The 25,673-nt window shown below is 45.2% G+C and carries 26 protein-coding genes; 5 read left to right on the top strand and 21 right to left on the bottom strand.

Annotated features, from left to right (window positions below; translation table 11 throughout):
- Positions 1–118 precede the first annotated feature (118 nt).
- Positions 119–1,762 (bottom strand): glycosyl hydrolase family 28-related protein, encoded by a 1,644-nt coding sequence (locus tag MHB54_RS24070; RefSeq protein ID WP_023989216.1) that lies wholly within the window; start codon positions 1,760–1,762, stop codon positions 119–121.
- A gap of 205 nt (positions 1,763–1,967) precedes the next feature.
- Here MHB54_RS24070 and MHB54_RS24065 point away from each other — a divergent pair, with 205 nt between their 5' ends.
- Positions 1,968–3,179, top strand: a complete 1,212-nt coding sequence (locus MHB54_RS24065) for an O-antigen ligase family protein (protein WP_028540613.1) — start codon at positions 1,968–1,970, stop codon at positions 3,177–3,179.
- A gap of 123 nt (positions 3,180–3,302) precedes the next feature.
- Here MHB54_RS24065 and MHB54_RS24060 read toward each other — a convergent pair whose 3' ends face one another.
- From MHB54_RS24060 to MHB54_RS24030, 7 genes are all read right to left on the bottom strand, one after another.
- Positions 3,303–4,127 (bottom strand): purine-nucleoside phosphorylase, encoded by an 825-nt coding sequence (locus tag MHB54_RS24060; RefSeq protein ID WP_023989218.1) that lies wholly within the window; start codon positions 4,125–4,127, stop codon positions 3,303–3,305.
- A gap of 72 nt (positions 4,128–4,199) precedes the next feature.
- The gene (gene xerD, locus MHB54_RS24055) at positions 4,200–5,144 is read right to left on the bottom strand and encodes a site-specific tyrosine recombinase XerD (protein WP_023989219.1); all 945 of its coding nucleotides are present in this window, start codon (positions 5,142–5,144) and stop codon (positions 4,200–4,202) included.
- 105 nt (positions 5,145–5,249) lie between these two features.
- Positions 5,250–5,492, bottom strand: coding sequence for a YqzK family protein (locus MHB54_RS24050; RefSeq protein WP_023989220.1), 243 nt, complete (start codon positions 5,490–5,492; stop codon positions 5,250–5,252).
- 166 nt (positions 5,493–5,658) lie between these two features.
- Positions 5,659–6,156 carry a ferric iron uptake transcriptional regulator gene (fur, locus tag MHB54_RS24045; RefSeq protein WP_023989221.1) on the bottom strand — a complete coding sequence of 166 codons (498 nt, stop codon included), beginning with the start codon at positions 6,154–6,156 and terminating at the stop codon, positions 5,659–5,661.
- Positions 6,157–6,255: 99 nt separating this feature from the next.
- A complete protein-coding gene (spoIIM, locus tag MHB54_RS24040) occupies positions 6,256–6,909 on the bottom strand; it encodes a stage II sporulation protein M (protein WP_023989222.1) in 654 nt (217 codons plus the stop codon).
- A gap of 188 nt (positions 6,910–7,097) precedes the next feature.
- Positions 7,098–8,294, bottom strand: coding sequence for an endonuclease Q family protein (locus MHB54_RS24035; RefSeq protein ID WP_075154400.1), 1,197 nt, complete (start codon positions 8,292–8,294; stop codon positions 7,098–7,100).
- Between the two features lie 4 nt (positions 8,295–8,298).
- Positions 8,299–8,910: an NUDIX domain-containing protein gene (locus tag MHB54_RS24030; RefSeq protein ID WP_023989223.1), complete on the bottom strand. Its 612-nt coding sequence runs from the start codon at positions 8,908–8,910 to the stop codon at positions 8,299–8,301.
- 125 nt (positions 8,911–9,035) lie between these two features.
- Here MHB54_RS24030 and mciZ point away from each other — a divergent pair, with 125 nt between their 5' ends.
- Positions 9,036–9,179 (top strand): Z-ring formation inhibitor MciZ, encoded by a 144-nt coding sequence (gene mciZ, locus MHB54_RS24025; RefSeq protein ID WP_023989224.1) that lies wholly within the window; start codon positions 9,036–9,038, stop codon positions 9,177–9,179.
- A 71-nt stretch (positions 9,180–9,250) separates the two neighbouring features.
- Here mciZ and MHB54_RS24020 read toward each other — a convergent pair whose 3' ends face one another.
- Positions 9,251–10,384 (bottom strand): tripeptidase T, encoded by a 1,134-nt coding sequence (locus MHB54_RS24020; protein WP_023989225.1) that lies wholly within the window; start codon positions 10,382–10,384, stop codon positions 9,251–9,253.
- A gap of 85 nt (positions 10,385–10,469) precedes the next feature.
- Between MHB54_RS24020 and prli42 the strand changes: the two genes are divergently transcribed.
- Positions 10,470–10,574 carry a stressosome-associated protein Prli42 gene (gene prli42 / locus MHB54_RS24015; RefSeq protein ID WP_023989226.1) on the top strand — a complete coding sequence of 35 codons (105 nt, stop codon included), beginning with the start codon at positions 10,470–10,472 and terminating at the stop codon, positions 10,572–10,574.
- 121 nt (positions 10,575–10,695) lie between these two features.
- On the opposite strand, the gene lipB is transcribed toward prli42, so the two are convergent.
- The 6 genes from lipB to MHB54_RS23985 all read right to left on the bottom strand — a co-directional run bounded on the left by lipB (position 10,696) and on the right by MHB54_RS23985 (position 16,859).
- A complete protein-coding gene (gene lipB, locus MHB54_RS24010) occupies positions 10,696–11,394 on the bottom strand; it encodes a lipoyl(octanoyl) transferase LipB (RefSeq protein WP_023989227.1) in 699 nt (232 codons plus the stop codon).
- Positions 11,395–11,439: 45 nt separating this feature from the next.
- Positions 11,440–12,831 (bottom strand): dihydrolipoamide acetyltransferase family protein, encoded by a 1,392-nt coding sequence (locus tag MHB54_RS24005; protein WP_023989228.1) that lies wholly within the window; start codon positions 12,829–12,831, stop codon positions 11,440–11,442.
- 88 nt (positions 12,832–12,919) lie between these two features.
- The gene (locus tag MHB54_RS24000; protein ID WP_013310796.1) at positions 12,920–13,906 is read right to left on the bottom strand and encodes an alpha-ketoacid dehydrogenase subunit beta; all 987 of its coding nucleotides are present in this window, start codon (positions 13,904–13,906) and stop codon (positions 12,920–12,922) included.
- A gap of 2 nt (positions 13,907–13,908) precedes the next feature.
- The gene (locus tag MHB54_RS23995) at positions 13,909–14,937 is read right to left on the bottom strand and encodes a thiamine pyrophosphate-dependent dehydrogenase E1 component subunit alpha (RefSeq protein ID WP_023989229.1); all 1,029 of its coding nucleotides are present in this window, start codon (positions 14,935–14,937) and stop codon (positions 13,909–13,911) included.
- Between the two features lie 140 nt (positions 14,938–15,077).
- On the bottom strand, positions 15,078–16,499 hold the full coding sequence (gene lpdA / locus MHB54_RS23990; RefSeq protein ID WP_023989230.1) for a dihydrolipoyl dehydrogenase: 1,422 nt from the start codon (positions 16,497–16,499) through the stop codon (positions 15,078–15,080).
- A gap of 126 nt (positions 16,500–16,625) precedes the next feature.
- Positions 16,626–16,859: a hypothetical protein gene (locus MHB54_RS23985; protein ID WP_013310799.1), complete on the bottom strand. Its 234-nt coding sequence runs from the start codon at positions 16,857–16,859 to the stop codon at positions 16,626–16,628.
- Between the two features lie 208 nt (positions 16,860–17,067).
- Here MHB54_RS23985 and MHB54_RS23980 point away from each other — a divergent pair, with 208 nt between their 5' ends.
- Both MHB54_RS23980 and MHB54_RS23975 read left to right on the top strand, forming a co-directional pair.
- Positions 17,068–17,664, top strand: coding sequence for a thymidine kinase (locus tag MHB54_RS23980; protein ID WP_023989232.1), 597 nt, complete (start codon positions 17,068–17,070; stop codon positions 17,662–17,664).
- A 171-nt stretch (positions 17,665–17,835) separates the two neighbouring features.
- Complete coding sequence (locus MHB54_RS23975) at positions 17,836–18,612, top strand: sporulation protein (protein ID WP_023989233.1); 777 nt, start codon at positions 17,836–17,838, stop codon at positions 18,610–18,612.
- Between the two features lie 108 nt (positions 18,613–18,720).
- Here MHB54_RS23975 and MHB54_RS23970 read toward each other — a convergent pair whose 3' ends face one another.
- From MHB54_RS23970 to spoIVB, 6 genes are all read right to left on the bottom strand, one after another.
- Positions 18,721–19,125, bottom strand: a complete 405-nt coding sequence (locus MHB54_RS23970) for a hypothetical protein (RefSeq protein WP_023989234.1) — start codon at positions 19,123–19,125, stop codon at positions 18,721–18,723.
- A gap of 364 nt (positions 19,126–19,489) precedes the next feature.
- Entirely contained in the window at positions 19,490–20,044 is a 555-nt protein-coding gene (locus MHB54_RS23965) for a hypothetical protein (RefSeq protein WP_235322285.1), read from the bottom strand.
- 113 nt (positions 20,045–20,157) lie between these two features.
- Positions 20,158–21,858, bottom strand: a complete 1,701-nt coding sequence (locus tag MHB54_RS23960) for a methyl-accepting chemotaxis protein (RefSeq protein WP_023989236.1) — start codon at positions 21,856–21,858, stop codon at positions 20,158–20,160.
- 299 nt (positions 21,859–22,157) lie between these two features.
- Positions 22,158–22,907, bottom strand: a complete 750-nt coding sequence (locus MHB54_RS23955) for a class I SAM-dependent methyltransferase (protein ID WP_023989237.1) — start codon at positions 22,905–22,907, stop codon at positions 22,158–22,160.
- Positions 22,908–23,423: 516 nt separating this feature from the next.
- Complete coding sequence (gene spo0A / locus MHB54_RS23950; protein WP_340982042.1) at positions 23,424–24,227, bottom strand: sporulation transcription factor Spo0A; 804 nt, start codon at positions 24,225–24,227, stop codon at positions 23,424–23,426.
- Between the two features lie 216 nt (positions 24,228–24,443).
- Entirely contained in the window at positions 24,444–25,604 is a 1,161-nt protein-coding gene (gene spoIVB / locus MHB54_RS23945) for a SpoIVB peptidase (protein ID WP_023989240.1), read from the bottom strand.
- Positions 25,605–25,673 lie beyond the last annotated feature (69 nt).

The raw sequence follows: 25,673 nt of genomic DNA, 5'->3' as shown, positions 1-25,673 counted from the left end.
AATGAAAGAAAAATATTCCATATGAATAAAAACATCAAATAGCACCAAGCTGAGTCAGCATGGTGCGCATATTCCAATATATAAATGACAGAACATCTATCGTCTGTGAAATAATTGTTTAAATTCGGCTTATAGTGAGATATGTGATTCCTCCACCGGGTAGAATATCCATCGTATTTTGACTGAACACCCGTATATCAATAAAAGAATTCGCTTCCAATCTAAGTTCCATAGCTCCACTCAATGCACTATAGTTCAGTCCGCCAATTACCCTATCATCGAGATACGCATAGGCGGAACTTCCGGTAAGCTGCTCATCATTCAGGTGAAGTGCCAGCCGTGTGCGATTGCCATCCACTTGGGGATCGGTCGAAATGTAGACTTGTATTCTGTATTTCCCAGCTCGCTTGGCTCGCCATCGGCTATTCACCGCATCGAATTCGATCAGCTCATCATGGTTGATTTGATTAAACTTCACCTTCTGCCAGCTACCTGCGGGAAGATTTTGCCTTGCTCCCAGGTAGGCTTTAACAAAGGTTTCGTCCAAATGCTCAATCCCGTTGTTTGAGTATTTCTCGACAAGCAGCAAAGCCTGCCCTGTCCCATTATTCTCGTCATAACGATTATTGCTATAGCTAAAATCCAAATGTGAGCGAAGTGTCACCTGCTGTGTGGAAGAGCTACCAGAGAAAGAAATAAGCTTCTTTAGATTACGGGGATAACCTCCCACCTCGTCCACCAAAACTTTTTTGCCAATGACCACATCCACAAAATAGTTACATACGGATTGGGTGTCATCGAATTTGTCCGCTATCGCTAAAATAGAGTCACGCAAAGCCACATTTTTTGTTTCTTTGGTAGCCCCAATTTGAATAAAAGAAGGCACTGTCATCTTATGCTCTCTGCTTAGTCCCTCAAACCAGCAACCTATAAATTCAGCGTTCATAAAATCATTAATTAGAATGGGAATATCTTTGGAGCTTCCATCCTTAATGTGCTGGCTAGCCAAAAATCTGGCCCCATTGGAGCTATTCAGATCCAATGCCGTATCGTTCCCCAATGTAAAAAGCGCTATGCTAGTAAACTGTGAACTTCTGTTCTGCAAGTGAATCCCTGTTTTATTGTAATTAATCTCCGTGCATTTAAATAAATTCACATCACTTTCATAGCCCCAAAAAGCCGTTTCAAAATGCTCAATTAGGACGTTATCCAGGACAACTCCGCCACCCTTCCAATCCTGAATACCCAAAGTACCTTTGCCATAATATCCACGCTTCACTGACTGCGAAAACGGATTATTTAATGTGCCTATGTCAGCCCCCTCGTACCGGATCGATAAGTCATGAAACTGCACATTTTGATATCCGCTAAACGATGGTAAACTTTCATCTCCAATTTGAAAACAAGGACCCGTACCATAATATTCAATCGACGTAACACCTTTGCCTTGTCGGTATCTGCCCTTATGAATGCCAAAAATGCGCACACCCTGCTTGCGAATCTGTAAGGTAGAGGTTATTTTGTATCGTCCACTGGGGATGTGAAGAATGGAATAATCGGGGGTCTTATTAATCAATTCCTGCAAAGCTGCCGTGTCATCCTGAATACCATCACCAGCAGCTCCAAACCAGCTTACGTTTACACTGCGTTCAATGAATTCTTTTTCAATGGTTTTAAAATTTTCATTTAATTGCTGCGGCGTTAACTCTTTGCCCGTACCACTCAAATTCAACTTCAAACGGTCTGTAAAATGATCCGCCACCCGAACACCCCCATGTTTAAAAACGTAAATAGTTCCTTTTTTGACCAAGCCGAAGAATTCTTCATTTTCTTAGCATGGACTGAGTATATGCACAAGAGGGCTTGCTCTAGGCTTGAGAAAAATGAAAATAAATATTTTATTATTATTGTACAAGAAGATACGTTTTGTATATTATAGATACATAATGTATCCAGGTGGTGAAATCGTGAAACATGTACTTACAGTAGCTGGTTTACTGGCTTTTTCGATTCCTTATGCTTGTCAGGGTTTGTCCCCCAGAGTTATCACGATTTCCGTGCTTATCCTGTTGTTCAGCTATACCATGCTACTACCTTCACTCAAGTCATTGATCGCAACCTTAGCCGACAATCCGTTACTGACTCTACTCACGCTGTACATCGCTGCCTCCTGCTTATGGGCTGAACAAGAACAGACCTCTTCCTTGCTGATGGTTCTCAAATTCCTTGCCTTCTCTACCTTTGGGCTCTATTTGGTCACCCATTATACAACTCAGGGCTGCATTCGCCTCTTAGTCGTTACGTTAAGTATTTTGAGCATACTCAATCTACTCGCCGTTTTGCTCGTTCCCTCCTTTGCCATTCATGGTGGAGTAGAACATACTGGGCTATGGAAGGGCATCTCTGGTCATAAAAATACACTTGGAACTCTCTCTCTGTTAAGTTTTGTTTCACATGTCATTTATTTTTTCAGGGGTAAACGTAAAGTTTTGCATATTGGCTTTATCTTACTCAATGCCCTATTGCTCATCGAGTGCCAATCTACCACCTCTTTGGTACTGACATCTTCGCTCTTCGTATTTATATTGTTTATACTGCTATTCAAGAGAATCCGAAGCATTGCGTTGCGCGGTTTCTTCATTAGCTGTTCCTGCTTGCTCGTTCTTTTGGGTTTGGTACTCACCTTTACTTATGGAGATGCGATTGCGTCGGAATTCGGAAAAACAACGACCTTAACTGGAAGAACGGAAATCTGGCAGGGGATTGGTGGTGCTATTCAGAGCCATTACTGGTTCGGACATGGTTACGGCTCCTACTGGGCAGCCCGACCCAGTATCTATGCGAACGGCATCCGATTTGATCTGACAAGCAGCCATAGCGGTTTCCGTGATCTGTGGATCGATGTGGGCCTTACAGGACTACTGGCAACAATTACACTCGCCATAACAACTTTATTTAAATTCAGAATTGGCAAAGCAGATATGTATACATGGCTGACGGCAGTGGTTTTTTTCCTATTTATCGTATTGAACAATATAACGGACAGCCGTTTCCTGAACTCGCTAGCCATTTACTGGATCATTTTTATGGTTATTGTGATCAAGGTGCAAGAACGACATAAACTGGCTGTAGCAGAAAAGGCGAATTCAACTGCATTGAGCACACCCCCTCTTCATTAGGAGATCATACTCAGCTCAACCGTTGATGTAAAAAAGAACCCCATATCCACGCCATCAAAAGGCGATCGGATATGGGGTTCTTGGGATATATGTCCACCGCTTCGGTTGAACATGATCCCCAATCTACATTTGTGGAATAATCGCTAGCACAAGTTTTAAAAATTGCTCACGTACTTTCTCTGCCGTCTCCATCACTTCACCATGGGACAAAGGCTGATCCAGAATGCCTGCGGCCATATTCGTGATACAGGAGAAGCCCAGTACCTCAATACCTGCATGACGGGCTACAATAACCTCAGATACGGTCGACATACCCACCGCATCTGCACCCAGTGTACGCAGCATAACGATTTCAGCAGGCGTTTCATAGTTAGGCCCCAGCAATCCAGCATATACACCTTCTTGCAGACTGAAGCCCTGTTGGTTAGCCGTTTGCTTGGCAATTTCACGCAAGCGGCGGCTGTACGCCTCCGACATGTCTGGAAAACGAACGCCTAGACCAGCATCGTTCGGTCCGATCAATGGATTTTGTCCTGTCAGATTAAGATGATCCGAGATGACCATCAGATCGCCTGCTTCGTAGGAAGTGTTTACACCACCTGCTGCATTCGTCACCAGCAGACTTTGAATCCCCAATTGCTTCATCACCCGAACTGGGAAAGCCGTCAGCTGCGGGCCATATCCCTCATACATATGAAAGCGCCCTTTCATCATGACGACAGCGCGACCTTCAATCGTGCCTAACAGTAATTCTCCCTCGTGACCTTCTACCGTCGATACAGGAAAATGGGGAATATCCTGATAAGGAATACTAATTCCATCCTGAATTAAATCGGCCAGAATACCGAGACCTGATCCCAGAATAAGACCAATCTCTGGACGTATTCCGCTCTTGGCACGGATATAATCTGCTGCTTCCTGAATTGTAGATTGGTTGGCTGTTGACATTAATATCTCTCCTGACTTGTACAATCGTAAAGTTATAGTCATTATCACATTTTCTATGAAAGCAAAGTATCGTTACGTTCGATCTTTGCTTTCATGAGAAGTGCGGTTGCCGCCGTGCGGGTGATGCTTTTCATATACTTCCTTCATATTCCGTCTGGCCGTCTGCGCATATACCTGCGTCGTTGACAGATCAGCATGACCCAGCATTTCCTGTACAGAGCGTAAGTCCGCTCCGCCCTCCAGCATATGTACCGCAAAGGAATGCCGCAACGTGTGGGGCGTGATATCCTCGCTTATGCCTGCTTCCTGGCCGTACTTCTTAATCATTTTCCAGAAGCCCTGTCTACTGAGACGCTGACCAGATACGTTCAGGAACATGGCTTCCTGCTCTACCTGAGCTTCTTCACCCTGCCCGGATCTCAGCAATAGTAGACGCTGCTCGTCCATGTAGACTTGTGCCCACTGTGATGCCTCACGGCTGATCGGTACAACACGCTCCTTGCCTGCCTCGCCGCCACAGTGCACAAAGCGCAGATCGGTGCGGACATCACCCACGTTTAGGGCAATCAGCTCCGATACACGAATGCCCGTCGCATATAGCAACTCCAGCATCGCCTTGTCTCGCACCCCTTGCGGGGCAGTCACATCCGGCGCGTCCAGCAAACGCTCTATCTCATCCTGCGTTAGCACCGAGGGCTTCTTTTTAGTCGCTTTGGGCAGCTCCAGCAGAACGGACGGATCATGGATCGTAATTCCCTCCCGAATAAGAAAATGAAAAAAGGAGCGAATGGAGGCGACGCTACGTGATATCGTCGCCGCAGCTTTTCCCTGTTCCTTCAAACGGCCCAAATACAGTACCAGATGTGACCGTTGAACGTTATCCGGCTGCTCAATACCACAGCTTTCTGCAAACTCGGCAAACTGCTGTACGTCCCGTTGATACGCTTCCAATGTGCTGCGCGACAAGCCCTTTTCCTCTTCCATATATTGAACGAAAGGTTGAATGTACATTTTCATGAGTTCCAAAAGTCTCCTTGTTCTGCATACAGCGGTTCAGTCTCAGCCTCTGCTTCTTCGTGTGCTGCGTTCATATCATAAGCTCATCAAGACCGATTACTTAGACTATTCACCATACCAGTAAAAGAAACGTAAACGTTCCAACACTGCTATTCGATGCTCGGACCCTTCATTTACTTTTTGCCCGCCAAATACCTTAACTGCATGTCCTTCCGGTATTCGGTAATGATCTACAGGTGTTATCCAATCTGTAAACAGCCTGAGGCTATAAAAGAACATACATGCCAGCACCCCGAACAATATTACCAAACGCAGCCATTTTAGTCCTCTCCGCAACGATAGTACCATGTGAATCAGCCGCCTTTTCCCCAGAATATAGTCCCTATTAGGACTCTCTATGGAAGGGTATGACAAGCTATTCCTTTTTATACCACTTAATCTCGAACAACAGATTCCTAACCAAAAAAGCTCTCCCGAACGCATCTTCGTCGGTGAGAGCTTGGGTAGTCAGCTTTTAGTCCTGAGATTTGTGTTTTCTGGATTTGCCCAAAGATTTCTGAGCCGTCGTATCGTTCTTCGCCTTACAACGATAACAGATACCGTGGAAGTCCAAACGATGATCCACTACGGTAAAATTATATTCCCGTTCCAGACGCTCCTCCAATGGTCCAAGCCAATCTTCCAGTATTTCATCTACACTGCCACACTGCACACATATCAAATGGTGATGGTGATGTTTGGTTGTATCGCCGCGCAAATCATAACGCGCAACGCCATCACCAAAATTAATTTTCTCCACGACATGCAGTTCACTTAGCAGTTCTAGGGTACGGTATACGGTTGCCAGACCGATTTCGGGAGCTTTCTCTTTGACGAGCATAAATACATCTTCCGCACTCAGATGATCATCTTCGTTCTCAAGTAAAACTCTGACGGTGGCTTCCCGCTGAGGCGTTAGTTTGTAGCCCTGGGATTGCAGCTGCTGCTTAATTTTTTCGATCCGTGCTTCCATGTGTCTCCCTCCCCCTGCAAAGCTACTGCCTACTGCACTTTTTTCACTCCTATTATTATAGGGGGTCTATACAAATAAAGTCAAACATTTTGAAACGGATCAAGATGATACGGAAGCTGTCAGCATAGGAGTGACCCATTGCATCATAACCGGGGTGATCCAAGTTTCAAAGGACGCGCTACCGATAAGAAGCACCATCATCACAGCAGTCAATCCTGCATAAGACAGCAACGGACGCAGCATACCGTCTGACGGCCGGGTAGCGAGTATTTTGGTTTTGATCATATGGATGGAAAAAGTCATCGCAGCCACGCTGCAGACGAGCAGTACCGGAATGACGAGCAGGTTATGGGGAGCAACTGAAACCAAAGAAAATAGCAGTCCTTTCCACGAATATTGCCCCACCATATAACCTACTGAAAATCCGATTAGCACACCCTTGAGGAAATTCAATACAAGAATGCCCGGTAGACCAATAACCGAAAGGCCACACACCCAAATTAGGCCGACCCATTTCAGATGTAAAGATACGCTATCCCAAAAGGTCGAAGCCGCCTGCGAATCAGCGAAGCCCTGTTCGTTTTGATTGACTGTTACAAAAAAATCCTTCAGGTAACGGGACAAATCCTGTAACTGCTCCAGCGAGAGTGCGTTTACCATAAGTGCGCCAAAGACGACTCCCACCAGAAACAGCACAGCCAAGAAAACATAATACGGCGTCTGATCTTTTAACGTATGACGAAACCATTGCATCGGCGTCCTGCCCCTTTCATCTGCTTGTTTGTCCAAAAAACAACCGTAATCCGACGGCTGATGGCTAGAAATGGGGCAGCTTTCACTGCAGATCAAGCATCACGAATGATGTGCCAAGCCAGCGGCATAGATAATTTATGGTTATGAACAAGCAGACGCTGATATGCCTTTAGAGGGACAAGACTTTACTAGGACTTAGCTATTTTGCCGTATGTTCCACCACCACCGGATACAAGCGACAGTCTCCCCTCACGTGAAAGCACAATTTGCTCTGCCAGCACTTTTCCGACGACTGCTGCTAACTCCTCCTGTGTAACCTCATGTAAAATATTCATTTCTGTTCCAAATGCAGCCAATAGCTGGTTCAGCTTGGCTTTACCCAGACCTGGAATAAACTCCAGGGGAATCTGGTAAATGTACGGCGGACGATGGGAAGGAATCATAGGCTGTTCACGGTCAGCAATGCTCCATATTCGATCCAGCACACCTCTCACCAGCTTGGTATGACCACAGTCAGGACAACGTTCATCCGCCATCTGTTGCTCGTCAATAATCGTACCGCAGCTTTGACAGTAAGAACGATGGTATTTGCCCAGTTTCGGATTTAATCCGTAGTTGGCACGCACCCGTCGTCCTTCCCGCCGCTCCAAAGCCATTCTGAATTCATCAAAACACGGCTTTGCCAGTGATAATTTGTTGTATTCTCGTCCGATTTTCCCAAGTGAATGGGCATCTGAATTCGTGAGAAAGCTGAAGCGATCCAGTTCCGAAATCAAACCGGCCATAGATGAATCTGCGCTCAGCCCCAGCTCCACCCCGCTAACGAGCTCCATATCCAGCAGTTCCTCCATACGGGCCGCTGAGCTGCCGTATATGCCCTTATGAGGAGTAAACACGTGCGCAGGCACCATAATGCCTCCACGTCCGTAAATTTGCTGCTGCAACTCGCGTGGCGGCGCATAGATTCGTTGTGAGCTAAGATTAACATTTTTCATATGCCGGGCCAGCCATTGGGTAAAATCCTCCATCGCCGCCAGATCTGGAAAATAGGCCAGTACGTGCGCCTCAGGGCGACCTTCAGCACGTATTTCTAGCTCCGTGCCAAGGAGAATAACCGTATCCCGGTAAGCGATACCGCCGCCGCTGATTTCCTTCATTTCACCCGTATGTAAATAGGTACGAATATCCTCCTGTACATTAGGTGCATGGCAGTCAATGATACCGATCAGCCCAATTCCTTTACGACCGGAGGCTTCCTTAGCTATGTTAGCAAAGGTCAGATCGCGGCTGCCACTAATTTTGACCGGATTTCCCTTCTCTGTTCTGCCAATATGAATATGCAAGTCTGCAAAGTAGTCGTTAAGTTCTACTATATTTTCATCCATCCGATTAGAAGCTCCCTGTATGTTGGCGGTGTTGCCACGCATAGACGGCCAGAATCGTTTTGGCATCACTAATCCGTCCTTCACGAATGAGCGTCTGTGCTTCTTCCAGCGTCACCTCAAACAGCTCCAGAAATTCATCCTCATCCGGTTCCATCTCACCTAACTCCAGTTCTTCGGCCACATACAGATGGATGATTTCATCCGCAAAGCCAGGAGAGGTATAAAAGGAGTGCAGCAGCTTCAACGACTTGGCAGTATAACCTGTCTCTTCTCTCAGCTCACGCCCCGCTGCTTCCATCGGGTCTTCACCCCGCTCTAGCTTACCTGCAGGAATTTCTACCTCACAGCGCCCCATCGCCTGTCTGTACTGGTCCACGACCAGCATTTTCCCTTCATGTAGAGCCAAAACAGCCACCGCCCCTGGATGCTTTACGATCTCACGCTTTCCAGTGGAGCCGTCGGGAAGCTCTACCGTGTCTACCTGTAATGTAATGACCTTCCCCTCAAAGATAGGCTGTGTAGACACGGTCTTTTCCTCCAGCGCAGGATTGGAATAAGGCTTGCGATGTGCATCGTTTGTTGGTTTGTTTAATTGTCCGTTCGTTTGCTCGTTCATCGGTAAGTTTCCTCCTTCATATCTATCTTTCTTTATTAATTATCACCAAAGTTAGTCTAACTTGTCCACTTTGTACATATGCTGGTGGTAGAATAACAAACTTCCTGTCATGAGGAGATGCAGAAATGAAAAGCTACCATACTGAAAGCACCCTCCATATCGTTGGTAAAGCCTGGCAGATTCAAGCACTTTTGCGTCAGTGGCAAAAGGAACACGGACCTACCGCCACTATCGCTTCGCTAGCCGTTCCAAAAAAGGTTCAGATCTAAAGACGAAGGAACGCTGTTCCTGTCTTTAACCTGAACCTTTTTTCAGTATGTTGCAAGTGTATGATACAAGTTTATTTTGTGGTTTCTTGAATCAGAGCTATGACAACTTCAGCAACCTTCACGAGGTCATCGGCCTTAATCTTTTCCTCTGTTGTATGGATGTTCTGGTAGCCCACAGCCAAATTCACCGTTGGAATTCCAAGCCCGTTGAATACATTAGCATCTGAGCCACCACCGGAATGGAAGGTCGGCGTTGCCAGTCCCAGTCCTTGAATTGCACGCTGTGCAACCTGTACAACTTCGTCATGCTCCGTAAAGCTGAATGCCGGATAGATGACTTCACTGCGGAACTCTCCCTGTGCACCAAATTCGCGTGTGGTGGTTTCCAGCGCTTCACGCATATGCTGGATTTGATGATTAACCTTTTCCTGCACAATACTACGTGCCTCTGCACGGATCAATACAAAATCGCATACCACATTCGTCGCGCCGCCGCCCTCGAAACTGCCGATGTTAGCGGTCGTTTCCTTATCAATCCGTCCTAGTTTCATTTTAGAAATGGCTTTAGAAGCGACCTGAATGGCACTAATGCCATCTTCGGGATTTACCCCCGCATGAGCGGACTTCCCAGTTATCTTCATTTCAATACGTGCCTGCGTTGGGGCAGCTATACAAATAGAGCCAACTTCACCATTCGAATCCAAAGCATATCCGAAATCAGAATCTAGCACTTCTGGCTTCATCGCCCGTGCACCCATCAAACCAGATTCCTCGCCAGCCGTAATCACGAACTGGATTTGACCATGGGGAATATTCTGCTCGCGCACGACACGAATCGCCTCGAACAAAGCAGCAATTCCCGCCTTGTCGTCAGAACCCAGAATCGTTGAACCGTCACTACGAATCCAGCCATCCTCACCCAACTGTGGCTTAATGCCTTTACCCGGAGTAACGGTATCCATATGGCAGGTAAAAAATAATTTGGGTGCTTGCTCCACACCTTCCGCTTTCCAGGTGACGATCAGATTGCCTGAACCATGTCCGGTTCTTTCACGAGAATCGTCTTCCATTACTTCCAGCCCGAGTGCATTAAACTTTTCTTTTAGAACACGTGATATTTCCTGCTCATTTTTCGTTTCACTATCCACCTGTACGAGTTCCATAAATTCCTGTACAATTCGGTCTTTTACTACTTTTACTGTCATTAAACTTTCCTCTCTTTCCCGATTACGCTACAATACGGATAGATGTTCTTATCTATGACTTAAACCTATCCTAAAGGAGTTACACATGTCGAACAAAAAATGGGTTCGTTTTTTCGTCTACATTATGCTCGCAGCTATGATTGGTTCTACGCTGTTCATGGTAATTGAGCCGTTTATTATGCCACTATAATAACTATACCGCTCAAGGTATCCGGCTGCTCTAAGGCACTATTGAAGCCTTGAGTGGACGAGCTGTTACGTAAAGCAAACAGGCGGGCTTTCGTGTACATACACAATAGCCCGCCTTACCTTTATTGGAAAGAATGCGTTTGCCATTGCGCAGCAAATGAAAATTGCTGTTCAAAGAACGGTACAATTTCCTTCGCAATCTGCTCCACCGACATAGGCTTCTGTATGCAGTCCTCCAATGATGTCACACCGTATTCCTGAATTCCGCACGGGACAATGCCCTCAAAGCCCTCTTGCTGTATCCCTGATTTGATGTTAAAGGCAAAGCCATGGCTGGTTACGAAGCCCCGACGGTGCTTACACTTGTTGAATTTGACGCCAATGGCCGCAATTTTTAGATTCCCGATCCATACCCCCGTATATTCAGGCTTACGGCTTCCCTCAACCCCATAAGATGCCAACAACTGGATGATCACTTCTTCCAGACTTCGAAGGTATCCGTGCAGATTCAGCGCCTCCCGGTTGCCGAGCATAAGTAGAGGATATCCGACAAGCTGCCCCGGCCCATGATATGTAATGTCTCCCCCACGGTCAATCTGAAAGACGCTGATTCCCTGCTCCTTCAGTTGCTCTGGTGTGAGGAGCAAATGTTCAGGATGCCGCTGAGAACCAATCGTGTAGGTCGGTGGATGCTGGAGAAGCATAAGCGTTTCTCTTGCCTCTCCCGCATCCAGCTTTCCCACAATCTCCTTCTGGACATCCCATGCATGGGCATATTCCATCCTATTCGTATAGGTTACATCAAGCGGTCGTCTGTTCACGGCCTGTCACTTCCTCTCCGTACATTTCCCCCACTGTTCGGATGATTAGTACAGCTTCGTATCCAAAGTGTAGCCTTCTAGATTTTCTTTAACCCGTTGCAGGAATCGTCCGCAAATCACTCCGTCCAAAATGCGATGATCCAGCGACAAGCACAGATTAGCCATCGAGCGAACCGCAATCATATCATCAATAACCACTGGTCTTTTGACAATGGATTCAAAGGTAAGAATTGCAGCCTGCGGATAGTTAATTACCGGATAAGATAAAATCGAACCAAAGGAGCCTGTGTTGTTTACAGTGAACGTTCCGCCTTGCATGTCGTCCAGTTTGAGCGTGCCTTCCCGGGTTTTACGTGCCAAATCGTCAATTTCACGAGCTAATCCAGCAATATTTTTCTGGTCCGCTTTTTTAATAACAGGAGTAAGAACGGAGTCCTCTGTACCCACGGCTAGCGAAATATTGATATCTCTTTTGACGATAATTTTGTCCACAGCCCACACCGAATTCATGATCGGATATTCTTTGATTGCATTCACGACTGCTTTCATGAGGAAAGCCAGATACGTAATATTGATGCCTTCTTTTTGCTTGAACTCGTTTTTGATCTTGTTGCGGAGCATTACCAGGTTGGTCACATCCACCTCAATCGTCGTCCATGCATGTGGAATTTCGGAAACGCTTTGTCGCATATTGCGAGCAATTGCACTGCGAATGGGTGTAACATCAATAAAATACTCGGATCTGTTATTGTTGCCACCCTCAACTTCGATCACAGGAGCCTTTGGAGCCTCCGTCAAATGAATCCCACTGTTACGAACCGGAATAGCAGGGTCCATATTTTGAATCGGTGTGCTGTGCTGAGTGGCAGACTGCTGTCTTCCTGCAAAAGGAGAGCCTTGTCCTGATGTTGTCGCAGTCGGCTGTCCAGATACTCCAGTGGGAGCAGAGCCGCCCTGCTGCACATAATTCAGCACGTCTTTGCGGGTAATTCTTCCCCCCATGCCCGTGCCTGGTACTTGGCTTAAGTCGACATTATGCTCAGCAGCCAGGGTTTGCACCGCTGGGGAAAAACGTCCTCTCATGGACTGGTCCGATCCAGCACTCTGCTGAGATTGTGTTTGTACGGTACTTTGAGATGCTGGTGCAGCAGGTGTCGCTCCTGATGCCGCCGCAGGTGCAGCCGACTTCGTCTGGATACGGCAAATTAACTCGCCTACCGCTACTGTCTGACCTTCCTCTGCCAACAGATCACCCATAATGCCGTCCAATGTGGATGGGATTTCTGCATTCACTTTATCTGTAATAACCTCGCAAATCGGCTCGAATTGCTCTACCGTTTCACCAGGTTGTTTGAGCCATTTGGCAATTGTCGCCGATACGAGCGATTCTGCCAATTGTGGCATGGTCACGTCGTTCCATTGTGTTTGGTCTGACATTTTTTCAACTCCTTAACATCATAGGAGGGAGCGTTTTACCGCTGCCCCCGCTATACTTTTGGAATGCTTTCGTCCAATCTGCCTTTTATTAATACATTGCAAGACGGCGCATGGCTTCCTTAACTTTATCCTTGTTTAACATATAAAACTTCTCCATCGGTGGACTGATCGGCATGGCTGGTACATCAGGAGCACATAGACGCTCAATCGGCGCATCCAGCTCAAACAGACACTCCTCATTAATAATTGCCGATACCTCGGCACCGATGCCGCCCGTTTTGTTGTCCTCATGCACGATTAATACCTTACCTGTATGTCGTGCAGCCTCAATAATGGCTTCGCGGTCCAGCGGTTGGAGTGTGCGCAAATCCACAACATGTGCGGTAATGCCCTCTTCCTTCTCCAATTCCTCAGCAGCCTGCATGACAAAATGCAAAGGCTGGCTATATCCGATGACTGTAATATCGTCACCCTCACGTAATAGATTAGCCTTGCCAATCGGAACGATATAATCATCCTCAGGCACTTCACCCTTGATCAGCTTGTAGGATTTTTTATTTTCAAAAAACAGCACTGGATCAGGGTCACGAATGGCTGCTTTCAACAATCCTTTTGCGTCATAAGGTGTAAATGGAGCAACAATTTTCAAACCCGGCGTACCAAAAAAGATAGATTCTGGACACTGAGAGTGATACAAACCACCAAAGATACCACCACCGATTGGCGCGCGGATTACCACAGGACAGTTCCAATCGTTGTTAGAGCGGTAACGGATTTTAGCTGCTTCACTAATAATCTGATTCGTCGCCGGAAGCATGAAGTCCGAATATTGCATTTCGGCAATCGGCTTCATTCCGTACATGGCTGCACCAATCGCAACCCCGGCAATAGCCGACTCAGCTAATGGTGTATCCATGACACGTTGCTCACCGAATTGGTCCATAAGCCCCTTTGTCGTTGTAAAGACGCCGCCCTTCACCCCGACATCCTCACCTAATACAAAAACCGTTTCATCCTGCTCCATCTCTTCTTTCATGGCAAGACGAATCGCATCAATATATTCCATAATCGCCATCGTTACCGGCCCTCCCCATCGCTATCTGCATACACATGCAGCAGCGTATCTTCGGGCTTTGGAAAAGGCGCTTTATCTGCATATTCAATCGCTTCCTTGACTTCGAGCAGCAGCTCAGCCGACAGATCCGCATCCTTGGCCTCATCCCAAATGCCGCATTCAATCAAGTAGTTTTTCATACGGGCTACGCCATCCTTGGCCCAGTTCTCATCCACTTCCTCCTTGGTCCGGTAAGCCAGATCATTATCCGAGGTGGAGTGAGGAGACAGACGGTACATCATGGCTTCGATTAGTGTAGGACCTTCACCGCGGACAGCACGTTCCCGTGCTTCCTTCACCGCCGCATATACCGCCAACGCATCATTACCATCGACTCGAATCCCTGGAAAACCATATCCCAAAGCACGGTCGCTTACCTTGCCTGCCAACTGTTTATGAATCGGAACCGATATCGCATATTGATTGTTCTCGCACATAATGATGACTGGCAGCTTCTGTACACCAGCAAAGTTACAGCCTTCGTGAAAATCTCCCTGATTGCTGGAGCCTTCCCCAAACGTAACAAACGAAACAAAATCCTTTTTCTGCATTTTGGCAGCCAAAGCTACACCTACTGCATGCGGAACCTGTGTCGTTACTGGGCTGGAGCCTGTCACAATACGCAGCCGTTTACTACCAAAATGTCCTGGCATCTGGCGACCGCCGCTATTGGGATCATCTGCCTTGGCAAATGCCGACAGCATTAGTTCGCGCGGCGTCATTCCTACCGCAAGCACGAATCCATAATCCCGATAATAGGGAAGAAAATAGTCCTTTTCCCGGTCAAGGCCGAAAGCTGCACCTACTTGTGCCGCCTCCTGTCCAATGCCAGAAACGTGGAAATTAATTTTCCCTGCCCGTTGCAGGAGCATGTTGCGCTCGTCAAATCTTCTTGCGAGCAACATATATCTGTACATATCAATAACTTGTCCGTGAGTAAGTCCCAGCTGTTCATGTCTGAAGCCAGCGTCTACAGCGCCTTTAGAACTCATTGAGGCACCTCCTTAAGTGTCAAACATCCTACTTCCAGTACCTAGTACCATCTTGTCTTAAAACCTGGTACTAAACTCTGGCTAACCCCATTATAATCCTTTTCTCCCCAAAAAGAAAAGCACCGATTTATTTGAAACGTTTATATGCCAATCGCCTGTCCATCAACGGCCAACATCGCTTCTCCCAAAATCTCCGACAACGTCGGATGCGGATGAATAAGTTGTCCGACTTCCCATGGCGTAGCATCCAGCAGTTGCGCAAGAGCGGCCTCGCTGATCAGATCCGTCACATGCGTACCGATCATATGTACACCGAGAATATCATTGGTCTTCTCGTCGGCCACTACTTTGACGAAGCCGTCCCGACTGCCGTATACTAGCGATTTTCCGATAGCTTGAAAAGGGAACTTCCCTGTCTTCACCTGATGTCCACGCTCACGGGCTTCTTGCTCCGTTAAGCCGACGCTCGCGGCTTCAGGACGTGTATAAATACACCGCGGAATCAGATGGTTAGGTACACTGTGAAACTCTTCGCCCGCCATATGATGAACCGCCTGCAAACCTTCATGGCTCGCCGCATGCGCCAGTTGTAAGCCGCCGATGCAATCTCCAATGGCGTAAATATGCGGTTCATTCGTCTGCAAATGCTCATTAACCGAGATAAAGCCACGCTCTACGCGGATATCCGTATTTTCCAGCCCGATATTTTCCACATTTGCCTGACGCCCTACAGAAATGAGCAATTTGGAAGCGCTGAGGGTTTCGGTTTCTTCCCCTTTTTGCACGTCAATCTGTACGCCTTCCTCATCTTTGCCGTATGTTTTAGCCAGCACTTGTGAACCCGTCAGCACCTTGACACCACGCTTGGTTAACAAGCGCTGCATTTCACGCGAAACGTCTTCGTCTTCCGTGGGAATAAGTCGATTCGCGGCTTCTACCACCGTAACCTCCACGCCAAAATCATTTAGCATGGAAGCCCACTCTACGCCAATAACACCACCGCCCACGATAATCAGGGATGCTGGTAGCTCCTCCATAGTTAGCGCTTCGTCACTGCTCAGGATAAATTCGCCATCTGGCTCCAGTCCGGACAGCACACGCGGGCGTGATCCCGTTGCGATAATGAGATGTGTAGGAACAATCGTTTCCATCTCACCATTTTCTAGTTCCACAGCAACTGCCCCGCTTTTTGGAGAAAATATAGACGGCCCAATCACGCGTCCCTTACCGCTCAGCACCGTAATTTTATTTTTACGCATCAAAAATTGAACGCCTTGATGCAGTTGCTCCACAACGGCTTCCTTACGCTCCTGAACCTTAGGAAATACAAGCTGTGCTCCCGATGTCTCAATACCGTATTGTGCACTTTCCTTAATCGTCGCATATACTTCCGCACTGCGCAGCAAGGCTTTACTCGGAATGCAACCACGGTGCAGACAGGTTCCGCCAAGCTTGTCCTTTTCGATGATAACCACTTCCTTGCCTAGCTGGGCGGCACGAATGGCTGCTACATACCCCCCGGTTCCTCCACCCAAAATAGCGACATCACAATGTATAGTCATGTTTCTCCTCCATTAACAATTGATTATATATAGCTTATTGTACTCTCTTTATTTCACTGTACAAAATATAGCATTTAGGCATAGGCTACAAAAAAGATAACCCTTTAATCCAGATATCTTTCCATATCATTCATACAGCGCATCTCGTAATTTAGTAGACATCCTTGGACTTTGTGCTGATTTGGCTCGCAGCGCCTTGCGAAATGATTCATTTTGCTTGCGCAGAAAGTTCAGCTCTGTCTCCAGCTCAGTGATGAGTTCTAGAGCTTGCGGGCTGATCAGCCCTTGCTCCAGTAATGCTCCTTTTTTGGCACTATAATCCGTATTTTTTTCGTCCATGCCTTTCACTCTTCCCTTCATTCCACTACGCTTCACCATATCATGCCAGAGGCGGCAGAGCAATGACGACCACATTTACGTTTTAGGAATAGACATACAAAAACATGTCGAAAAACAATATATTTTCTCTAGTCTGTATGCGGCTGGTTATGGTAATCTATAATGGCGTTTTCTTTCGGAGAAGAAGTTTTACAGTGTTATGTACATGTTACAGAGAGGGGAATTCGCTTTGCCTACAGGACGAATTACGATTATTACAGGCCCCATGTTCAGTGAAAAATCCGGCGAATTGATTCGCCGCTGTCAAAAACTAATCCAATACGGGCATCGTAAAGTGGTCGCTTACAAACCCGCTGAAGATAACCGCTATGCCGAGGACGAAATAGTAAGCCGGATCGGATATCGGCTGCCCGCTATCTCTATCCCCAGAAAACTCACAGATGAGCTCGTTCAGCGTATTTTACAAGAAACAAAAGATGCCGACGTGGTTGCCTTTGACGAAGTCCAGTTTTTCAGTCGTCATATTATGTCGCTCGTACAAGAGTTAGCTTATTGCGGCAAGCATGTAATTGCCGATGGGCTGAATCTGGATTATCGGGGCAAGGAGTTCGGCTATGTCGGTGGTCTGCTCGCCATGGCGGATGACATCGAGAAGCTGACTTCCTTTTGCGCTGTATGCGGTAGCTCGGAAGCAGTATTTACGCAACGTATGGTAAATGGTAAACCTTCCACTGTAGGACCTATTGTGATGATCGGTGACTCTGAGGCTTATGAGCCTCGCTGTCGAAATTGCTTTATACCTCCTCATAAAGTGAACTGCGATTAGTAGACAGATAGATCGACAAGCTGCAATATGCCTACGTGAGTACCAGTTACTTTTTTCTTGCATTTTTTTGGAACGATTCGAACCATTGCCCCGTATATCCGGTTAAGCTGTACAAGTTTTTAGTTTTCGTTTGTATATCATGACCATGAGGTTATCTGGGGGGACGGAATAATGAGTTTTTTCAACAAAATCTTAGCAAGCGCAGGAATCGGTTCAGCTAAAGTCGATACACTGGTAGATCAAGCCGTATATGTGCCTGGGGAAGAACTTAGTGGCATCATGCGCATCAAAGGCGGCAAAATTGATCAGGAAATCGGCAAAATTGACATTGAGCTCAAGACTGAATATATCGTGGAGCACGATGATAAAAAAACTACCACCACCTGCTGCATTGCACGGATCAAGGTATCAGATGGCTTTCATCTACAGCAAGGACAGGAGCTTGAAATTCCTTTTTCCTTCAGATTGCCGTTGGAAACTCCTGTTACTCATGCCAAACAGCCCGTCTGGCTGGAAACAGCATTAGATATTGGCATGGCTTTGGACCCAACCGATCGTGATTCACTCAAAATCGAGCCACATCCCTATATGAATACAGTCTTTGAGGCGGTTCACCTGTTGGGCTTCCGATTCCGTTCCTCCACCTGCGAACGTCACCCTAAGCTGGGACGCGGTGTTCCGTACGTACAGGAATTTGAATTTACGCCCGGATCAGAGTATGCACGTGATATCGAGGAGCTGGAGCTGATTATGCAGTTGGAACCCGAGGGTGTGCATGTGCTTGTAGAAGTAGACCGCAGGGGCAGAGGGTTATCTGGTTGGCTGGAGACTGCCTTTGATATGGATGAGCGTCATGCCTGGTTGAGCTTAAGCCGGGAAGAGCTATCCTATGGACCAGATCACATAGCAGATGCGCTTGAGGAATTGATTGACAGGCAAATTAGATAACAATGTAAAGCACAAACAAAAAAACTCCTAACCAATTTACTGCATCGGTTGGGAGTTTTTATTAATTATAAGAATTTTTTAATGATGGTCCTCAATCGTCTGTATAGACTAAAGTGGCAACATATCCTGTCTTTCCGCCTTATGCTTACACTCTTTGCATACCCCATACAGCGATCCATTGTCATCCGCATAGAAGGTTAATTTGTCTTCTTTTTTACAAAAGGAGCATTTTTGCTTGCCTGTGCCCTGGATAGAGTCAGACAGTCCAAACCCAGTTTGCGCCTGAATACCTGCTGCTTTTTCATTCGCGCGTGAACCGGAAGACACTTTAGACTTAGATTCATTTCCTGTGCGGGATTGTCGAGCGGACTTACGAGGACGAAATTCAACGACATTACTGCCCCGCTGTTCATGCACTTGTTTGTTGCTGCTGCGACTACGCCTTGCTTTAACAATCCAACCCAACGCCACCAACAACACGCCGAAGAACACCCAAGTCAGACTATTCCACATGCTCTCATCCCCGCCTTTGCTTTAGAATCAATTGGGTTAATACCACTAGCCCGTTCAATGCGATGACTTAGCCTATAGCTTTATTCATTGAAATTATACCCGTTATACAGCCTCTGTGCTGTTCATCCGATTGTCTACCCATATAAAAAACGTACCCTCCAGTGCAATATCCGACTCGCCTCTAAGCAAGAAATTGAGCATATTAGGTAAATCATCTTTTCCTAAGGAGTACATTGCCCCGTTTTACAAATTGTACATCATCCTTTTGAAAAACGATAATATCCCCCCCATTGAATTCGTTCTCCTTATCAAAATGCTTACCTACTGCCCAATGGTGAGAACAAAAATGTCCCAGATGGCTACATTACTCCCCTTGATAATAAAAATCAATGAATCTTTTCGTCAAAGGATTAAACTTATCAAAGCGTTTGCGATGCGGTAAAAAGCCTGACTTATGTACTTGTTCTGCTAGTGTTTCTACATGTTCAAATCGCTTGAAAAAGGGCAACGCGAAAGTGTAGATATCTTCAATAATCTCTTGGATCACCCGTTCTCTTTCTGCTTCTGTGGACACAAGGTAATCCCTGTTTCCCGTATATTTCTTGGTGAGAGCAATCAGCTCACTGTGAAAACAAGCCCCAGTACTATACTTCTTTTTTATTCTTTTGGATTCCACGATAATATAAACTTTTAATGCACCATATTTCGTCGCACCAAAACAAATTCCAAATATAAATTCCTTGGTTTCTTTTTTCAAAACTTTTCTGCTTTTCAGATATTTAAAATCATTCAAAAATGGTGTAGCTATGATTTTTTCTATCGCTAACTGACGTAGGTCACTTGCTTTAAGTTCAGTCTTATAGTCCATGATGTCACTCCAACCCAAAGAATTTCCCACCATTATATCATATCTTTCCAATTACAGATTCCTCATATCTCCACCCTTTAATCACAATATATTAATAAAAAAAGAAAAAAGCCGCTCACAATAGAGCAGCTAGTTCCTCTGAAACATAAAAAGCAGTATACGAATTATACTTTGAATTTACCAATTTGCCCTTGCAGATCCTCTGCCATCGTAGACAGGTTTCTTGCAGATGAAGCAATTTCCTCCATGGACGCCAGCTGTTCCTGAGTTGCGGCAGATACGTGTTGTGTCCCTGCTGCGGCTTCCTCAGCAATCGCTGAAATTTGTCTGACAAAACCAACAATCTCATCTGTACTTGCAGACATTTGTTCTGATCCGGCAGAAACCTCTTCAATTTCACTGGCCACTTTATTTACGGTTTCCTGAATTAGTTCAAAGGATGCGCCTGCATTTTGTACAACTTCACGACCTGTCATGACATCCTTCCCGTTAGACGCTACCGCCTCAATAGCATGGGTAGTATCCTTTTGAATCAATCCCACTAGCTCCGTAATTTGTTGAGCTGAATGAGCCGATTGTTCAGCCAACTTGCGAACTTCGCCTGCAACTACAGCAAATCCGCGACCATGTTCTCCTGCACGGGCCGCTTCAATCGCAGCGTTCAAGGCAAGAAGGTTGGTCTGACTAGAAATATTGGTGATAACATCAATGATCTTGCCAATTTCGTCTGAGCGCTCTCCCAATCCAGCCATGAGATCTGCCAATCCATTCATCGAATCATTCACGGCATTCATCTGCGTAACTGCCTGTTGAATCATCTGGTTACCTTCAGCCGATTTATGGGCCGCATCTTGCGCAGATGCGAATACATTTTGCGCGCGGATGGCGATTTGCTCAACACCGATAGACATTTCCTCAATAGCTTGGGACGATTTCGTCACCATATCTACCTGGTCTCCTGTTCCAGTAGCTACTTCTTGCACCGTTTCGGTTATTTGTGCAGAAGCTTGGCTATTTTGCTCTGCGCTGGCCGTCAATTCTTCTGAGGAAGTGGTTACCAACTCAGTCGTCTTACTCACAGATTGAATCAGTTGACGAAGGTTCTCAACCATGACATTGAAGGAATGTGCCAACGTACTGATCTCGTCCTTGCCCTTCACAATGATAGCTTCACTTGTAAGATCACCCGATGCAATACTTTCAGCAGCACGACTGATCCGCAAGATAGGTTTAGAAATAATTTGGGCTATGATGATTGCCATGATCAATGCTAATATAACGGCTACTATACTCAAAACGATGACCAATTGTCTCCCTGAAATAAAATTGTCAACTGCTTCTTTCGTAGTCTGTTTAGATCCATCTGCATTCAATTTAATGAGCTGACTGATCATATCGTTTGAACTATACCACAACTTATAGGTCTCTTGATGAAGGATGCTTGATTGAGCATAATCATTGGCTTTACCTGCTTCGATCACTTCAGGCAACTTAGCCAAATACTCCGTATAATTTTTAGAGAATTCTTCGTACATTTCGCGTTCTTTAGGGGTAGCAATTAATTTTTCGTATGTTTTGCGGCCGTCCTCAACCTTTTTTAAAACCTTATCATATTCGGCCTGAACCTTCTCCATTTCCTCTGGGTCACGTTCTACAATAATGTTTAATGAAATCCGCTCTACATCAGATACATCACCATTTAGTGTTCCCAGTATGGTCACACTTGGCATCCAATGGCTATCAATTGCCATCGAAGTGTCACCTAGGTTTTTCATTTTTGAGATAGATACTGTACTAATCACGATCAAAAGGATTATTACCGCTAAAAAACCCAATATCAATTTTGTTCGAATGTTAAATTTCATATATACGCTCCTCAGTTCTCTTTATATTAGATACTATATCGACAAGAAACGACACTTTGTTTATATCAAAATTAAAGAGAATTTCAGAACTGTTTACAAAAGGAAAATTTCCCTTCGTGATGGTTGGTGCAACTGATTCAGGTTTATTTTATAACCTCGTGGAGAGCATTATGTTTTATAATCCCCAACAATTGTACCGTCATATAGGGAGGGAGATGCTGAAAATCTTTATTCACTTATTCCATCAAACTTATAAGTTTTAAAAAAAGGATACCCAGAAACGGGTATCCCTTTATGTTTTACTTCCTAGCAATCACCATAAATCGTTCTGAATTTGTCCTTATTCCTATTTCGGTTTGATTGTCTATAATAAATTGTTGGAGTATTTGAAAATCAATTTCTTTTTCTCCGAAGTTAGAAATAATCGGAGTGTGTTTCAAGAGGAATATTAAGTCAGCAGGAGTCTGATAATATTCGTTTGCATTGAATTCAAATGACTGTATATCGTTAAAGCCCGCATCACTTAATTCGGTAATATATTTAGCTTTTAACGAGTCTTTCTTAGCACCCCATGCCTGTCCTCTTCCAAACGCTTCTTTAATATTTAATTTGTCGTTTTCGCTTACTTGCTGTGTCAGGAACATGCCACCCTTTACTAACACCTTTGCTATTTCTTTTGCATAAAAACATGAATGTCGAGAAGAGATTACATTAAAGAAGTTCTCAGGAAAATTTAGATTTTCAGCATCCATCTGGAGAAAACGAACATTTGCTATGTCTGATTCAGCAGAATTCTTGGTTGCTGTTTCAATCATTCCGGTGGAATGGTCAATCCCAACTAGAAGTAATGCAGAATCTGCTATTGATAAAATTGCTTCCCCACCGCCAGTACCGATATCAAGCAATATATCCGACTTCTTGCATGTCTTCGCCACTTCATTGTAGAAGTCCCATTTTACTCCTTTGGAGATACATTTCACATTGCTGAAATCCCATCCGTTGATTTTTCCAACCTTATCATAAAACTCTTTATATTCTATTGAATTCATTTTTCTTCCACCTTCCAATTAAGGATAAAAACTACGAGTTAGCAGACCGATATCATTCAGAATTTTAGTTTTTGTAGCCAAAAGGATAGACTTCTCCCTTGACGGCTGGTACGCGTTTTTTCCAGCCCGGAAACTAAATACCTCGAACAATACGGAATGACATCCGATTCACCTCATTTGAAAGATTGTTTTAATTATATTTCTTATAGAGCTTGTCGATCAAGCAATAGTTCAATAACAATTCCAACTCTCTCCCTTGGTAGAACGACGACTGATAGCAATGAAATGACGATAATTGAAGAAAACTTTAAATTGTCCAGTTGAAATTGAAAATCGTTCATAAAAAATACCGCTCCTTTACTGGTTCTTGGAAGAACCAATAAAAAGGCGGTATTAGTTTTCTACTATTCAGAAGTTTATCGGTAATCTGGGCGGCTGTTTTGGAGATTAGAAGCCATCCCTGCAATTATCATTGATAAACAAAAATCCCTTGCTTCATCAATCATTCTGACTCTTTCAGGACACCTTATTTTCAATCCGCAGCTTATCTGCCACCATCGCTATGAACTCTGAATTAGTTGGTTTGGACTTGCTGATATTAATGGTGTAACCAAACAGATGTGAAATGCTGTCGATATTTCCTCGGGTCCATGCTACCTCGATAGCATGACGAATGGCGCGTTCTACGCGAGATGCCGTTGTTTTGAACTTTTCGGCGATTGCCGGATATAATGTTTTGGTGATGGCTCCCAAAATTTCGATATTATTGTACACCATCGTAATGGCTTCACGTAAATATTGATAGCCATTGATGTGAGCTGGTACACCAATTTCATGTATGATGGCTGTGATACTGGCATCCAGGTTTTTCGTCTTACCCATAGGTACTACGTTGGACCGCATGGATGAAATGGTCACCGGACTGCTGCTAACTAACTGCGGTCCCACCAATTGGCGAACACGGTTAGCCAGCACTTCCATGTCAAACGGCTTCAAAATATAATAAGATGCCCCGAGCTGTACGGCCCTTTGTGTAATATTTTCTTGACCGAATGCAGTCAGCATAATGATTTTCGGCTGTGGAGTCAGGTTCATTTCTCTCAAACGCTCCAACACACCGAGACCATCCAGGTGAGGCATAATAATATCTAAAATAAGTACATCAGGTATGTTGCGGGATTCTGCGATGCGTTGGAGCACTTCTTCGCCGTTATAGGCGATTCCTGTAACTTCCATATCCTCCTGATCGGAAATATATTCAGCAAGCAAATTCGTAAATTCCCGGTTGTCATCAGCCAACAATACCTCAATTTTTTGCAATGTACTTCCTCCTCATTGAGTGATATTCCATTGTGATATCTGTTTACAGTATATAAATATTTCTTGTCGGAGTATATGATTTCGACATCGAATTATGAATTCCTTCTGTCGAAAATTATTTTTATTTATTTTTTTTAGAGTTTCTATTATAATTGATTCTTTATCTTGCAATTATGAGTTATTCCCCTGCTTTTCGACAAAAAAATCTTAAGGCCACTAGCTCGCCTTAAGATTAGAAGATGATTTCAAGCTTACGTTATTCTGCATGATTCCAGCATCGCGCAGCATCCATTCGATAAAACAACCGTAACCTGATTTAGGATCATTCACAAATACATGTGTCACAGCCCCGATAAGCTTACCATTTTGGATGATCGGACTACCGCTCATTCCTTGCACGATTCCCCCGGTTTTATCCAGCAGTTTTGGATCTACAATGCGTATCACAAGTCCTTTGGTTGCCGGTTTGTCCTGCTGAGAAATGTGTACAATTTCCGCCTGAAACCGCTGAATTTGTTGACCTTCCAGTACAGTCAAAATTTCTGCAGGTCCTTCTTTTACTTCATTCGCAAGAGCCACCGGAATAGGAGTCGAATACAATCCATATTGCGGCTCATCTGACATTTTCCCAAAAATTCCGAAATTCGTATTTCGTTCAATATTTCCTAATACCCGATGATCTTTGAGAAAATGAGCGCGTTTTTCTCCTGGTTCCCCACTTTGGCTTTTCGCAATTGACGTCACATTGGACTGCACAATCTCTCCGCTCCCCACGACAATAGGGGTTTGGGTATTCATATCGGTAATTACGTGGCCCAAGGCCCCGTATACACCCTGGTCCGGTGCGTAAAACGTTAATGTACCTACACCTGCAGCCGAGTCTCTAATATACAACCCAAGCCGCCACGCTTTATCATCTTGATCATATGCTGGTGTTAACTTGGTGGAAATGGTCTGCTCCCCTCGACAAAGCGTGATGTCGAGCGGTTTTTTGTTCTTACCTGCTTCGTCTACTGCCTCAGCAACCCTTGCCAGGCTATTGAGTGGCTTGCCGTTCATGTGTGTAATTCGATCCCCTAGGCGAATCCCTGCTGTTTCACCAGGTGACACCTTACGATCATTACTTTCCTGAATGATATGGTGACCGACGACAAGCACTCCTGAAGATTTTACTTTGACCCCAATCGTCTGCCCCCCCGGGTATACTTTTAAATCGGGAACTACACTTTCTTGGGTTGTCCTCATGCTTTTAGAGCCGAACAAATCCAAAGAAGCTTGTGGAGGCAGCGCTGCTTGCACATACTGAGCGTTACCGATAGAACACATAAGAAAAACAAGCAAAAGACCGAGCAATTTGATCCTGGAGTAAAAATTCAATGGCTGTCACGCTCCCTTTGCTTCTTTCGCTTGACGAGTAAAGGTGGTCGCCAATTGCGTACCTATAAG

Source organism: Paenibacillus sp. FSL M7-0802 (genome assembly GCF_038004945.1).
GTDB classification, from domain to species: Bacteria; Bacillota; Bacilli; order Paenibacillales; family Paenibacillaceae; genus Paenibacillus; species Paenibacillus polymyxa_B.
Note: the sequence above shows the minus strand (reverse complement) of the source record. Positions and strands in the feature narration are given on the sequence as shown.